A 12,484-nucleotide genomic window follows, 5' to 3' on the forward strand; every position below is an offset into this window, starting at 1 on the left:
CAAATGCCCCATGAGGTGCATAACCGCATATCCGCCCATCTTGCTCGATGGCGATCACCGTTTCCCCTGGTCCGCTCGTCCGGCCAGTTCGCTACCGTGGGCGCCGGCACCCGACCTAGCGACCTAGGAGCGGAATGTCCAGGCGCCGATCCCCCCACACCACCACCGCCGCCGCACTGCTCTCCCTCCTCCTGGCCCTGCTCGCGGCCACCGCCCTGGTGTCATGGGCGATGCCGCGCGCCACCCCGGACCCCACCGCGGCCTGCCCCGGACGCAAGGCTGCCTCCTGGTCGACCGAAAACCCCCTCACCGGGGAGTTCGCCCGCTACGGCAACGACAACACCCGGGTGGACGACTGGACCGGCGGCGACGGCACTCACTCCCTGCGCCTCCCCGACGGCCGTACGCTCTGGCTCTTCTCCGACACCTTCCTCGACCGCGTGCAGCCCCCACCCAACCCACAGGGCCAGCCCTACCGCTGGCGCATCGCCGACAACGGGGGTCCGCCCTACCTCCGCCACAACACCGCCCTCGTGATGTCCCGTTCGGGCCACCTGGAGCGCACCCTGACCGGCGGCACCCCCGCCACCCCCGGCCCGTTCTTCCCCGACCCGGACCCCGCCCCCGGCCCGGCGGGCGGCGGCTGGCGCTGGCCCGTGCACGCGAGCGTGGAGCCCCGCGCCCCCGGCGCCCGCGAAAAAGTCGTCCGCGTCCTCCTCTGGAACCGCGCGCAGGGAACCGCCCCCTGGGTCTTCGGCGTACCCCGCAGCACCGAAGTCGCCACCCTCTCCCTCCCCGACCTCACCCTGGAGAGCATCACCGAGACCGTCGACCAGACCTCCGTCACGGACCCCGCCCAACGCGTCCTCTACGGCTCCGCGACGGCCCGCCACGGCGCCTGGACCTACGTCTTCGGCGGCGACGACCCACCCGACTCGCCGGCCTCCAGCGCCTACCTCGCCCGCGTCCCGACCGGCCGCCTCGCCGACCGCGCCGCCTGGCGGTTCTGGGACGGCACACACTGGCGGCGCGGCGCCGACCAGGCCCGGCCCGTACTGCAGGATGGCGGCACACGCGGCGTCGGCAGCGCCTTCACGGTCGTACGCGACGGCCCCACCTGGGTGCTGTTCACCATGGACACCGGGGGAGCGGGCACCGAAGGCATGACCGCGATCACCAGCTACTGGTCCTGCTCACCCCAAGGCCCCTGGCACGGCCCGAACGGCCGCATCACCCCACCCCGGCCACCCGACCCCGAACCGCACTACGTCGCCGCCTACAACCCGCAGGCGCACCCCGAATTCACCGCGTCCGGTGAACTCCTGCTCAGCTACGACGTCAACTGGCTGGGCCCGCCAGGCGTTCCGGCCGATCCACGGCTCAACGGGAACGTCGACCTCTACCGGCCGCGGTTCCTACGGGTGCGGCTGGGGCCCGCCGCGCCCTGACGAAGCGCCGGTCGACGTCGGGGCGAGGCTCTACATGACTCAACTCCCGTGACGCGTCCGCCATTCCCGGGCGAGCTGGTCGATGTCGAACGGCGTGAGGTTCAGTGGCGGGCCTTCGAGGGGTGTGCGCAGCGCGGCGTGGATTCGTTCGTTGACGGCGGTCAGGATGCGGCGCAGCGCGGCCTCGCTGGGGGCGCTGGCCGCTGCCTCCAGCGCGTCCTCGGCCTCTTTGCGCAGCACGAGGCTCGGCGGCAGGTAGGAGAGGTTCTCCCGGACCATCTTGTCCTTGACCCACCACAGTTCGTCGTACGGCTGGTCGAGGCTCGGGAGGGGCTTTCCGGCGCCGGGCAGGTTCGCGAAGTCGCCCCGTTCCGTCGCCTCACGGATCTGCTTGTCGACCCAGGTCTCGAAGGGCACGCCGGGCGGTTTGCGTTCGGTCATCGCGACTCTCCCGAGGGGTCAGAGGCGTCAGTGGTCGGCCGATCCTCTTGGCGGCACGCTTGCCTGCTGCCGGGCGGCACACGGCCCCTGCTCCCACCGTAACGCGGAGCGGCGGCTCGGCCCGTCGAGCTCGGTGGCTCAGCCGGTCGAGCCCTCCGCCGTGCCGGGCGTACCCTCCGTCGCGCCGTTCGCAGCGCCGCTCGCCGAACCCGTAGGGCTGGGCTCGACGACCGGGAACGCGTTGTTGCCGCCGCAGACCAGGGGGCCGACGCGGATGTCCGCGCCGATCAGCGTCACCGTGACCTCGCCCGGCGGCTTGTCCCCGGGGACCTTGGCATTGGCCGCGGTGCACACCAGCTGGTTCAGCGACGCGGAATCCAGGAATTTCGCGTTCATCGGCAGCGTGATCACGACCGTGCCCCGGCCCGTCGCCGTGGTCAGTCGGCCGGGGAACTTCGGCAGGACGCTGGAGAGACCACGCATCCGCTCGGCGTGGTTCGGGCCCTCCATCAGCAGCTGGATCGCGTCCTCCGGGTCGACCGGGGCCTTCGCCGGGCGGGTCGCGGAGCGCAGCCCGGACGGCCCGTAGAAGAACAGCTGGACATCGGCCGGCGGCTGGCCCGGAGCCTTCACACCCGCGGCGGGCTCACCGGCGTCGATGACGTCGGTGGGCGCGATACCGCAGCCCGTCAGCGTGGCTGTCAGGACGCCGCCCAGCGCGCCGGCCAGCAGACCACCCACCATGATCCGCCGGGTCCACGAGGAGGCCAGGGCGCGGCGGACGCCGTGCGTGTCGAGGGGGGTGCGGGCGTTCATGGGGCTCATGCGTCGTGCTCTTTCCCGGTCCCGGGGCGCTCGGTGTCCCGGCTGTCGTTCACGGCGGCGTGCGCCGCCGGGTTCCCGATCGGGCGCTCGGCGTCGTCCGCGGTCGCGTGCTCTATGGCGACGGTGGACGTCGACGCCGATGCCGGCGATTCCGGTGCTGGTGAGTCGGGCGTCAGCGAGTCCGGTGTCGGCGAGTCGGATGCCAGTGAGTCGGATGCCGGACCCACCGGCAGATCCACCGTGAACACCGCCCCACCCTCAGGCGAGTTGGCGGCCCGTACGGAGCCCCCGTGCAGTCGGACGTTCTCCAGCGCGATGGCGAGGCCCAGGCCGCTGCCCTCCGACCGGGCGCGGGCCGAGTCCGCCTTGTAGAAGCGGTCGAAGACATGCGGCAGGACCTCGGGGTCGATGCCGGGGCCGCTGTCGGAGATCTCTATCAGCAGCCGGTCCGCATCCGGGGCCGGCGCGTGCAGCCGTACCCGGACCGGCTCACCACCGTGGTGGAGAGCGTTGCCCACCAGGTTGGCGACGACCACGTCCAGCCGCCGCGGGTCCAGCCGGGCCCGCACATTCGCCGGCAGCTCGGTCGCCACCCGCTTCTGCCACGCCCTGGCCTGCAACGTCTTACGGATGGTCTCCGCGACGTCCACCTCGTCCAGGTGCAGTGCCGCGGCCCCGGCGTCGAACCGTGAGACCTCCATCAGGTCCTCGACCATCCGCGCGAGCTTGCCGGTCTCCTGGCTGATCAGCCGGACCGCGGAGGCCGTGTCGGGATCGAGGGAATCGGCGTCCTCGTCGAGAACGTCGGTGACCGCCGCCATGGCCGCCAGCGGCGTCCGCAGTTCATGCGACACATCGGCGGCGAACCGCCGGGAGTTGGCCTCCAGACGCCGCAGATCCGCCACGCTCTCCTCCAGCTTCGCCGCCATGTCATTGAACGTCCGTGACAGATCGGCGAGCTCATCGGTGCCCTTCACCTCCAGCCGGGTGTCCAGCTTGCCCTCGGCAAGCCCCTCGGCGGCCTGCCGCAGCCCCCGTACCGGGCGCAGCACCCCCCGCGCGGCGAACAGCGCCGGGATCACGGCCAGCATCAGCACCGGCAGCGCGCCCCGCTGGGCGGCACTCACCAGCGCCTCGACGTTGGACTCCTCCGCGGTCAGCGGCAGCTGCGCGTACACGGACAGCGCGGAGGCGTCACCGTCGGACTGCCGCACCGGCATACCGATCAACAGCCACGGTGCGCCGGCGCGATCGACCCGCTGGAAGGCCGGCACATGACGCTTCTCGACGGACGCCTTGAGGTCGGCCGGCACCACCACACTGCGGCGCAGTCCACCCTCGGCGCTCTGCGGCACGCCCCTGTAGTGGACAGAGATGTCCCACTCCCGGGACTTGCCCGAACGCTCCAGCTGGACCCGGAAGGAGTCCAGATCCGCCCGCGCCGGAGGCACCGGGAGCTCCGGCGCCAGCGAATTGATCTGCGCCCGCAGGTCGTTGACGGCGATGTCCTGGGAGCGCTGGAGGATGGCGTTACGGGCCTCGCGGTACGTCAGCCCCGCCGTGGTCAGCGCGCTGACGGCCGCCACCAGCAGAAACGCGACGACGAGCCGGGCCCGCAGCCCCCGCAGCAGCTGAGGGGTCCCACGTCGCAGACGAGGAAGGGTCGGCAGGGTCGGCACCAGGCTGCCGAGGCGGCTCACAGCGGCCCGAAGCGGTAGCCGAAGCCCCGCACGGTCTGGACGTAACGGGGACTGCGCGGGGTGTCCTCTATCTTCGTCCGCAGCCGCATGACACACGCGTCGACCAGCCGCGCATCACCGTGGTAGCTGTGCTCCCAGACATGCTCCAGCAGCTGCTGGCGGCTGAAGACCTGCCCCGGGGTCGCGGACAGGAACAGCAGCAGCTTCATCTCCGAGGGAGCCAGCGCCAGGTCCTGGCCGCCCTTGCCGACGACGAGTCCGGCCCGGTCTATCGCGAGCTCGCCATATGTCTCGACCGGGGCGGGCCCCGGCTCCGACACGGCCGGCTGACCGTCGGCGGGCAGCGCGGTACGACGCAGCACGGCGCGGATCCGGGCCTCCAGCACCTCGCCACGGGCGGGCTTGACGATGTAGTCGTCGGCCCCGGCCTCCAGGCCGAGCACCACATCGAGGTCGTCGCCGCGGGCGGTGAGCATGATGATCGGCAGCTGCCGTTCCGCGCGGATCAGCCGGCAGACCTCGAAGCCGTCCTTGCCGGGGAGCATCAGGTCCAGCAGGACGATGTCGGGCCGGAAGCCCGGCAGGACCTCCAGGCCCTCCTCACCGCTGGCCGCGGCCGCCACTTCGTGGCCGCGCCGCCGTAGCGCGAGGCTCACCCCGTCCCGTACGGCGGCGTCGTCCTCGATCAGAAGTACACGTGGCATGGGGTCCAGTATCCGTAGGTTTCATGATGGCTCTGTAACAGGGGCAGCCTGCCCGGAATCCCGTGCATCTCTCGTGGTGCAAGGCGGCATGCGTACGCAGCGCGCGCCGCCGATCCGTACACACACGAGCTCGGCATGAGGGACGGGATTCACATGGGACGGCGGCGTTTCGGTATCGAGGGCGGGATCATGGGAGTGGCCGCGGCGGCAGTGGTGTCGCTCGCGGTCGCGGGCGCGCTGGCCTTCGCGCAGCCAGGCGGCACGGCACAGGCCGACACCGTCGACTCCGCCGGGAACAAGCCCGAGCGGGCGCCCGCGGTCACCAAGGTCAACCCGTCCATCGTGCACGCCTCGGACCGTCCGGGCCGCAGCCTGAACATCACCATCGACGACGGCCCGGACCCGGTCTGGACCCCGAAGGTGCTGGCCACCCTGAAGAAGAACGACGTCAAGGCGGTGTTCTGCATGATCGGCCCGCAGGCGAAGGCACACCCCGACCTCGTCAAGCAGGTGGTGGCCGCCGGGCACAAGCTCTGTAACCACACCATCAGCCACAACACCGGCATGGACCACCAGTCGCAGAGCTACCAGTCGAAGCAGATCCTCGACGCACAGAAGATGATCGAGGACGCGGCGGGCGGCGCGAAGGTGGAGTACTACCGCGCCCCGGGCGGCGCCTTCACCCCCTACAGCCGACAGCTCGCCGCCGACCACGGCATGCGGCCGCTGGGCTGGAACGTCGACAGCAAGGACTTCGAGGGCGGCAGCGTCGGGACGATCGAGCAGACCGTGCGCGGCGAACTCACCAACGGGCCGACGGTCCTCTTCCACGACGGCGGCGGCAACCGCGCCCGGACCGTCGACGCCCTGGACGGGCTGCTGCCGTGGATGAAGGGCCAGGGGTACGGGTTCGGGTTCCCGCAGCGGTAACCGCCAGGGGACAGTTGGTTGTGTATGGCTGTGGGGCCTGTTCGCCGAACAGGCCCCACAGTCATACGACAGCAGCGAGACGCGGGCCCAGGGCCCGCGCCGCGGCTTGCGGCTCACGCCGCGCCGAACAGCTCCTCCAGGCCGCGCTCCACGTCGAGATGCGCCGGCTCGCACCCGGCGGGCACCGCCGCGTACGAGCGCGCCAGGAACTGCCGGACGTCCGAGGTCTTCAGCTGAACCATCGCGATGCCCTCGTCCGCGTGGAACTCCATCACCGTGCGGTCCGGACCGGACGGGCGCACTCTGACGTCGCCCCGCCCGGCCGGCATCCGCAGCCCCTCGGCGAGCAGCTCACGCGCGAACGCCCAGTCCACCGCCGCGCCGTCCAGCGAGATCTCCGGCGGGAAGGACATCCGTACCGCCAGCGGGTCGGCGGGCTGGTACTGCAGCACCGCGGGCACCGCGTGCGGGCCGGGCGTGGTCGCGATGAGACGGACCTGGACGGCTTGGTCGATGACAGGGTTCATCGCGGCTGCTCCCTCACTGCTGTCGGGCTATGCACGGCTCACCCACTAGGACGGCGTGGTCGGCTTTGCCGTGCACGCGAGAGGGGTGTGATCTGCGTCATGTTGCGGATCCCTGGTGCGAATCGGGGTATCGCGGGCGCGAAACGGGGTAGCGGTCGGGGCTCGGCGCTCCGGGGAACGCGTTCGTGGGGACGGTGAGGAACTCGTCGAGGATTCCCGGGGCGGCGGCCGCGGCGAAGGACGGGGCGTAGTCGGCGGCCAGGTCCGGGATGCGGTAGCTCTCCTCGCCGGCGGCGACCGCCGCGGTGAGGGTGACCAGTCCGGCCCGGCGGGTGAACGGTGAGCTGGTGAACGTCCAGGCCGCGATGGCTTCGCGCTGGAGGGCGAGGGTGTCACGGCTGAAGGTGCCGGAGCGGGTGACCAGGTGGCGGCCGTGTATCCCGTGGCCCAGATTGCGGTAGGCGTCCCGGGCCAGCCACAGCACGAGCGGCGTGGTGACCACGGCGTAGATCCATGCGCAGGGCAGCAGGACGGGCGTGAACGCGGCACCGAGGCCCGCGAGGACCACCGTGCCGGGGAGGACGGCGAACAGCAGGCCGCGTACGCGTCGCCGGCGGAGAGCGATACGGGGGTGGGGCGTCAGCAGGGGCAGCGAGGACGGTGGGGGCGGCGGGGAAATGGCTGCCTGGTGCGACGACTTGGCTCCCTCGGTCATCAACTCCGTTCCGGGGAACGGGGATTGCAGGGCGCCGGTCGCCACGCGGAGGGCTTCGGGGCGGGGTGCGGGCGGGAGCAGGCCGCTGCGGCGGCGGTTCTCCTCGCGGTTGCCGAGGCCGCCCGCGACCGCCCGTACGAGTGCGCCGCCACCGGCCCGCAGCAGCAGTGGTTCACGCAGCAGCACGCCGCGCAGCCGGGCGCGTTCGATGGTGACCGAGCGGGTGGTGAAGAGTCCGCGGCGCACCTGGAGGGTGCGTGCGTCGGTCCACTCCAGGCAGTAGTTCCACCAGTTCTCGATGTAGAGGGCGACCGCGCCGACCGAGCCCAGGGCCAGGACGGCGAGCACCACCGCGGGGATCGTCAGCCACAGGACGCTCGCCCCGAATTCCGTGAACGCCCGCTGGACGAAGCCGAGTTTCCACGGCTCGATGCCGATGCCGTCCAGCACCCGGTAGACGGATCCGGCCACGACGAACACCCCGCCGACGACCCAGAAGGTCAGCGGCGCGTACCGCAGCCAGCGCCAGCTGATCCGGGCCAGCACCGGGTCCTTGGCGGCCGCCTCGGTGTCGGCGTGGGCGAGCAGCTCCGCGCGCAGCCGGTGCGCCTCGGCGGCCGTCAGCGCCTCCAGCGCCAGTTCCCCGCCGCCGTCCCCGGAGCCCGCCGTACCCGCCCGCAGCACGGTGACGCCCATCAGCCGGTGCAGCGGCGACGCGGTCAGGTCGACGGTACGGATCCGGTGGAGCGGCACGCTGCGCAGCCGCCGGGTCAGCAGTCCGCTTCGTACGTCGAGAGTCTCGTCGGTGACCCGGAATTCGGTACGGGCCCAGCGGACCAGGCCGATCGCGGTGATGACGGCGAAGGAGGCGGCGATGGCGGCGAGAGTGATCCACGCACCGGCGTTGATCTTTCCGCCGGTGGCCAGCGCCGTCAGTGCCAGCGATCCGAGCGGAGCCCCCATCCAGCCGCAGTGCACCAGCAGCGTGCGCGGATCCAGCCGACGCCACTGCGGCAGGGGGGAGGCGGCGATGGGCGCGGATGCGGGGACCGCGCTCCGCTCGGCCTCGTACTCGCCCGGCGCACGCCCCCGGACGCTTCGCTCGCTGTGCTCACTCATGCCGCATCCCCCGGCACGTCCTGGGCGGCCTCGCCGATCAGTCGGGACAGCTCCTCGGCGTCCGCGTCCGACAGTCCCGCGATCTTGATGTCACCCGCCGTGGACGCGGTGGTGACGGTCACCGTCGCCAGCCCGTACCTGCGCTGTATGGGGCCACGCATGGTGTCGACGGTCTGCACCCGGGACAGCGGTGCGATCCGCCGCTTCTGCCAGAACCAGCCGCCCGCCGCGTAGACCGCGCGGCTGCCCAGCTCCCACGCGTGCACGGAATACCGCCGGCGCGGCATGACGAGGAGATAGCCGAGGGCGGGCAGAACCAGCACGACCAGCAGCAGCGGGCCCAGCCAGGGCAACGCGCCCGGGAAGAACAGCACGGACAGCACTGCCATCACCAGCGCGGTGAGCAGCATCGGACCGCTGAGGGTGAGCAGCGCCTGGACCGTCCACCAGCGGCGGGCGCGGGGATCGACGCGATGACGGGGTGGGCGCAGGAGCGGGGCGGCGTGCTCGGGCATGAGGGTTCACCGGTTTCCAAGTCAAGCGTATTGAGTACCGTTACGTTATAACGGTACAAGCGACTTGTAAAAGCGGGCCGCTTCATCCGAAACGCCTTGGCGACGCACATAAGGGGAGGCCGTCCATGCCCAAAAAGGTGGACCACGAAGCCAGACGCGAGGAGATTTCCGAGGCGCTCTGGCGCATCGCGAGCACCCGCGGCCTGGAGGGCGCGAGCCTGCGCGATGTCGCCGCCGAGGCGGGTATCTCCCTCGGCAGGCTGCAGCACTACTTCCGCGGCAAGGACGAGATGCTGCTCTTCGCCCTCCGCTACATCAACCGGCTGGCCGACCAGCGGATCCGCGAGCGCATCGAGGCGCTGCCCGGGGAGCCGTCACCCCGCGCGGTGCTCCGCGCCTGCCTGTCGGGGATGCTGCCGCTGGACGACAAGAGCCGCATCGGGGTGCTGGTCGGCGCCGCCTACTTCGCCCGCGCCATCCATGACGAGGGCCTGCGCGCCGAGGCCAAGGAAGGCATTCCCAAACTCCGCGCCTTCTTCGCCGACCAGCTGCGCGCGGCCGCGGAGCGCGGCGAACTGGCGCCGGACCGGGCGACCGACGACGAGGCGATGCTGTTGATCAGCCTGGTCGACGGGCTCTCCGCCTACGTCCTGCTGGATGTGCACACCCCGGAGCAGGCGGTACGGCTGCTGGATCTGCATCTGGGGAATCTGTTCGGCGGGGGCGAGGGGGCGGAGGTCGCTGGCTGAGCCCGCGTCCTGCCCACGGTCGCCCGAGGTCGGGGGCCAGCCGCGCTGAAGACGGCTGGCTGCGCTGGAGACGGCCGGCCGCGCTGAAGGTGGCCGGCCGCGCTGAAGACGGGGCGCTCGCTCGCTACGCCTCGCGCAGCAGAGCGGCGAGGTCCGCGTCGACATCCAGGTGCAGGCCCTCGCCGCCCCTCGCGACGACCCCGTACGACCGGACCAGAAAGTCCCGCAGATCCTGCGTACCGAACTGCACCATCGCCATCCCCTCCGCCGTGTGGAACTCCACCACGACGGCCTCCGGGCCGCACGGCCAGATGCGTACATCGCCCGTGCCGGACGGCGCCCGCAGCCCGTCCTCCAGCAGATCGCGCCCGAACGTCCAGACCACTTCCGCCCCGTCCAGCGACGCCGCGGGCGGAAACGTCACCCGTACCGCGAACGGGTCCGCATGGTCGTAGCGCAGGCTCGCCGGGATCTCCCGGGACCCCGGGGTGGTCGCAATGAGACGGGCCTGAACGGCTTGGTCGATGGCGGTGGACATCGCCGGCTCCCCCTTGCATTCGGTGCTCGGACTCGGTGCGTCTTTTCTTGTCTCTGTGCGTGCCGCTGCAGTTGTCGCTGTATTTGCCTGCGTCCTGCTGCCGCATTGCCGCTGTTTTGCTGCTTTTTTCGTGCCACTGCTCGGTGCTACTACGACCACTAGGACGTCGGGGGCGTGACGACAGTGCACCGGATTCCCGCGTGACCTACGTCACGAACCTTTGAATGCGGAGATATGTCCGCTTTACTCTGGCTTGGTTCATGCAGGGCCCCGATGGCCGGAACATCCCCGATCAGCGCGCCGCGTCGGGGACCGCGCCAAGAGCCGCGAAGCCGGGCCGCCTCCGGGGCGAGCGATACGTCAGGGGCTGTACCTCCATGTCAGATGCCTCCATCTCAGCTGCCTCCGTGCCGGCTGCCTTCATGCCGGATGCCCTCTCGGCTACCGAGAAGTCGGCGGCGGACACATACGCCGCGCTTTACGAACGGGAGCATCCGCGCCTGGTCGGCTACGCCTGTTCGCTCACCTCCGACGCCTGGCTCGCCGAGGACCTGGTCGCCGAGGCCCACTTCCGGGTCTGGCGACGGATCCAGGGCGGATACCGCATCGACGGGCGCATCGGCGACGGAACGGGCCGCGGCGACCAGGCTGGCGACCAGACCGGCGACTGGTCCGGTGACTGGTCCGGTGACCGGACTGGCGACTGGTCCGGCGACTGGACTGGCGACTGGACCGGTGACATCCCGGCGTATCTGCGGGCCACGATTCGCGACCTCGCCGCGTCCACCGACAGCACGGCCCCGCTCCAGCGCACCGCTTACGTCGCTCTGCTCGCCCGCGTCCTCGACCAGCTGCCGCAGCGCTGGGTGAAGGCGCTCTGGCTCGCCGAGGTCGAGGACCAGTCGCTGTCGGCGATCGCCAAGGCCTTCGGTACGGGGAAGGGCGCGACCTCCCTGCTGCTCCAGCGGGCACGCGAGGGTCTGCGGCAGGCCTTCCTGCGCGCCATGCCCGGCGCGCCCGCGGACCCCGCATGCATCACGTACTGGGAGCGGATACCCGTATTCATCGGACGCGATGCGGGCGCCGATGCCCCACAGGGTCATGCCTTGGACGGTGCCCCGGACGGCCACGCGCCCCACGGCGTTGGCCTGTCACAGAGCCATCTCCTGGTGCAGAACCACGTCCCGCGCTGCCCGGAGTGCCGGGACCGGGCGGCCCAGCTGACCCGCGCCGACCGCCGCCGGCCGGCTCTCACCGGTCCGGCGCTGTTGGCGTTCCTGGCGGGTGGCTCGGGGTCGTTCCTGCTGCCGCTGGTCGGCTACGGAGCGGCGTACGGGGGCGGGCTGCTCAAGGACGCTCAGCGTTCCGTACGGCATCTGATGCGCGGCCGCGTGAGCCAGGCAGGTCCGGTCGCCCTGACTGTCGCCGGAGTGGGCATCGGGGCACTGGTCGGCGCGGCCGTCGCCGGCGGGCTCGCGCTGACCGGCGACGATACGGCTGCCGCGGGCCAGCGGGCGGTGGCGCCGGTGGCCGACGGGCAGACGGCGCCGGGCGGTGGGGGAGAGGCCGGGCTGCCCGCGGCGCCCTTTGGGACGAGTGGGGACGGGGCGGCTCCGGGAGCGGCTCCCGGAACACCGTCGCTGATCACTCTGGTGCAGGCGCACGGCAAGGCGCCGCAGGGGTTCGGGCAGACGATTCCGGTGCGGTCGGGTTCGGCTGCCGCTGCTCGTACGTCGCCTTCGCCCGCCGCGCCGAGCACGTCGGCTTCGTCGACCGGCCCGACGGCGGACCCGAAGCCCGCGTCCACGGCAACGTCACCGTCAACGCCTTCGTCAACGTCCTCGCCGGCCACTACAGCTACAACTGCCCCTGCGCAGACGTCCAAGCCGACGTCCACATCCACGTCCGGCTCTCCGTCTGCTTCCTCATCCACTTCCCCCTCTACTTCTCAGCCTGAGCCGACCCGTACGCCGGCTCCGACATCGACATCGCCATCGCCATCGCCATCGACGTCGACCCCAACGAGTACGCCGACTCAGGCGACGACACCTGAATCGTCCACCCCCGCAACTCCCGCGCCCACCACCCCCACGGCCGAGCAGACCCCCGACGCCACCACCGGCGACACGTCTTCGGGGCAGGCGGCCGACGGCACCTCCACCGGGAACTGAGGCCGGCGCCCGGACTCGGCGCCCTGGACGGGGTGTTCGGGCTGGGCTAGCTTCCACCGCAATGGGGGCCGCGAGAGACCTGAGGCCCGTGGGGAACTTGAG

At 71.6% G+C, this 12,484-nt stretch carries 12 protein-coding genes; 4 read left to right on the forward strand and 8 right to left on the reverse strand.

The window, feature by feature from the left end:
- Nucleotides 1-134 precede the first annotated feature (134 nt).
- Nucleotides 135-1,448, forward strand: coding sequence for a DUF4185 domain-containing protein (locus FCH28_RS04910; protein ID WP_136738478.1), 1,314 nt, complete (start codon nt 135-137; stop codon nt 1,446-1,448).
- 39 nt (nt 1,449-1,487) lie between these two features.
- On the opposite strand, the gene FCH28_RS04915 is transcribed toward FCH28_RS04910, so the two are convergent.
- The 4 genes from FCH28_RS04915 to FCH28_RS04930 form a co-directional block, all read right to left on the reverse strand.
- Nucleotides 1,488-1,889 (reverse strand): DnaJ family domain-containing protein, encoded by a 402-nt coding sequence (locus FCH28_RS04915; RefSeq protein WP_136738479.1) that lies wholly within the window; start codon nt 1,887-1,889, stop codon nt 1,488-1,490.
- A 138-nt stretch (nt 1,890-2,027) separates the two neighbouring features.
- Nucleotides 2,028-2,714 (reverse strand): hypothetical protein, encoded by a 687-nt coding sequence (locus tag FCH28_RS04920; RefSeq protein ID WP_246102407.1) that lies wholly within the window; start codon nt 2,712-2,714, stop codon nt 2,028-2,030.
- On the reverse strand, nt 2,711-4,393 hold the full coding sequence (locus FCH28_RS04925; RefSeq protein ID WP_425471902.1) for an ATP-binding protein: 1,683 nt from the start codon (nt 4,391-4,393) through the stop codon (nt 2,711-2,713). Before FCH28_RS04925 ends, FCH28_RS04920 begins: the two co-directional genes overlap by 4 nt.
- Nucleotides 4,394-4,410: 17 nt before the next feature.
- Nucleotides 4,411-5,118 carry a response regulator transcription factor gene (locus FCH28_RS04930; protein WP_136738480.1) on the reverse strand — a complete coding sequence of 236 codons (708 nt, stop codon included), beginning with the start codon at nt 5,116-5,118 and terminating at the stop codon, nt 4,411-4,413.
- A gap of 153 nt (nt 5,119-5,271) precedes the next feature.
- Here FCH28_RS04930 and FCH28_RS04935 point away from each other — a divergent pair, with 153 nt between their 5' ends.
- Nucleotides 5,272-6,048 carry a polysaccharide deacetylase family protein gene (locus FCH28_RS04935; protein ID WP_246102409.1) on the forward strand — a complete coding sequence of 259 codons (777 nt, stop codon included), beginning with the start codon at nt 5,272-5,274 and terminating at the stop codon, nt 6,046-6,048.
- A gap of 113 nt (nt 6,049-6,161) precedes the next feature.
- Here FCH28_RS04935 and ssgD (FCH28_RS04940) read toward each other — a convergent pair whose 3' ends face one another.
- The 3 genes from ssgD (FCH28_RS04940) to FCH28_RS04950 form a co-directional block, all read right to left on the reverse strand.
- Nucleotides 6,162-6,575, reverse strand: a complete 414-nt coding sequence (gene ssgD, locus FCH28_RS04940) for a spore wall synthesis regulator SsgD (RefSeq protein WP_136738481.1) — start codon at nt 6,573-6,575, stop codon at nt 6,162-6,164.
- 97 nt (nt 6,576-6,672) lie between these two features.
- Nucleotides 6,673-8,409, reverse strand: coding sequence for a PH domain-containing protein (locus FCH28_RS04945; protein ID WP_136738482.1), 1,737 nt, complete (start codon nt 8,407-8,409; stop codon nt 6,673-6,675).
- Nucleotides 8,406-8,924: a PH domain-containing protein gene (locus FCH28_RS04950; protein ID WP_136738483.1), complete on the reverse strand. Its 519-nt coding sequence runs from the start codon at nt 8,922-8,924 to the stop codon at nt 8,406-8,408. The genes FCH28_RS04945 and FCH28_RS04950 overlap by 4 nt, the downstream gene beginning before the upstream one ends.
- Nucleotides 8,925-9,049: 125 nt before the next feature.
- Between FCH28_RS04950 and FCH28_RS04955 the strand changes: the two genes are divergently transcribed.
- Nucleotides 9,050-9,673 carry a TetR/AcrR family transcriptional regulator gene (locus tag FCH28_RS04955; protein WP_136738484.1) on the forward strand — a complete coding sequence of 208 codons (624 nt, stop codon included), beginning with the start codon at nt 9,050-9,052 and terminating at the stop codon, nt 9,671-9,673.
- A 124-nt stretch (nt 9,674-9,797) separates the two neighbouring features.
- Here FCH28_RS04955 and ssgD (FCH28_RS04960) read toward each other — a convergent pair whose 3' ends face one another.
- Nucleotides 9,798-10,211 (reverse strand): spore wall synthesis regulator SsgD, encoded by a 414-nt coding sequence (ssgD, locus tag FCH28_RS04960; RefSeq protein WP_136738485.1) that lies wholly within the window; start codon nt 10,209-10,211, stop codon nt 9,798-9,800.
- 422 nt (nt 10,212-10,633) lie between these two features.
- On the opposite strand from ssgD (FCH28_RS04960), the gene FCH28_RS38965 reads away from it, so the two are divergent.
- Nucleotides 10,634-12,382: a sigma factor gene (locus FCH28_RS38965; RefSeq protein WP_246102411.1), complete on the forward strand. Its 1,749-nt coding sequence runs from the start codon at nt 10,634-10,636 to the stop codon at nt 12,380-12,382.
- The last annotated feature ends 102 nt before the right edge of the window (nt 12,383-12,484 follow it).

It is taken from the genome of Streptomyces piniterrae (assembly GCF_005048155.1).
Taxonomy (GTDB): Bacteria; Actinomycetota; Actinomycetes; order Streptomycetales; family Streptomycetaceae; genus Streptomyces; species Streptomyces piniterrae.

Bases quoted from the DNA above. Each gene is read 5' to 3' on its own strand.
- ssgD (WP_136738481.1), bottom strand. From the start codon at position 6,575: ATGAACCCTGTCATCGACCAAGCCGTCCAGGTCCGTCTCATCGCGACC.
- FCH28_RS04910 (WP_136738478.1), top strand. From the start codon at position 135: ATGTCCAGGCGCCGATCCCCCCACACCACCACCGCCGCCGCACTGCTC.
- FCH28_RS04945 (WP_136738482.1), bottom strand. From the start codon at position 8,409: ATGAGTGAGCACAGCGAGCGAAGCGTCCGGGGGCGTGCGCCGGGCGAG.
- FCH28_RS04955 (WP_136738484.1), top strand. From the start codon at position 9,050: ATGCCCAAAAAGGTGGACCACGAAGCCAGACGCGAGGAGATTTCCGAG.
- FCH28_RS04930 (WP_136738480.1), bottom strand. From the start codon at position 5,118: ATGCCACGTGTACTTCTGATCGAGGACGACGCCGCCGTACGGGACGGG.
- ssgD (WP_136738485.1), bottom strand. From the start codon at position 10,211: ATGTCCACCGCCATCGACCAAGCCGTTCAGGCCCGTCTCATTGCGACC.
- FCH28_RS04920 (WP_246102407.1), bottom strand. From the start codon at position 2,714: ATGAGCCCCATGAACGCCCGCACCCCCCTCGACACGCACGGCGTCCGC.
- FCH28_RS04950 (WP_136738483.1), bottom strand. From the start codon at position 8,924: ATGCCCGAGCACGCCGCCCCGCTCCTGCGCCCACCCCGTCATCGCGTC.
- FCH28_RS04935 (WP_246102409.1), top strand. From the start codon at position 5,272: ATGGGACGGCGGCGTTTCGGTATCGAGGGCGGGATCATGGGAGTGGCC.
- FCH28_RS38965 (WP_246102411.1), top strand. From the start codon at position 10,634: ATGCCGGATGCCCTCTCGGCTACCGAGAAGTCGGCGGCGGACACATAC.
- FCH28_RS04915 (WP_136738479.1), bottom strand. From the start codon at position 1,889: ATGACCGAACGCAAACCGCCCGGCGTGCCCTTCGAGACCTGGGTCGAC.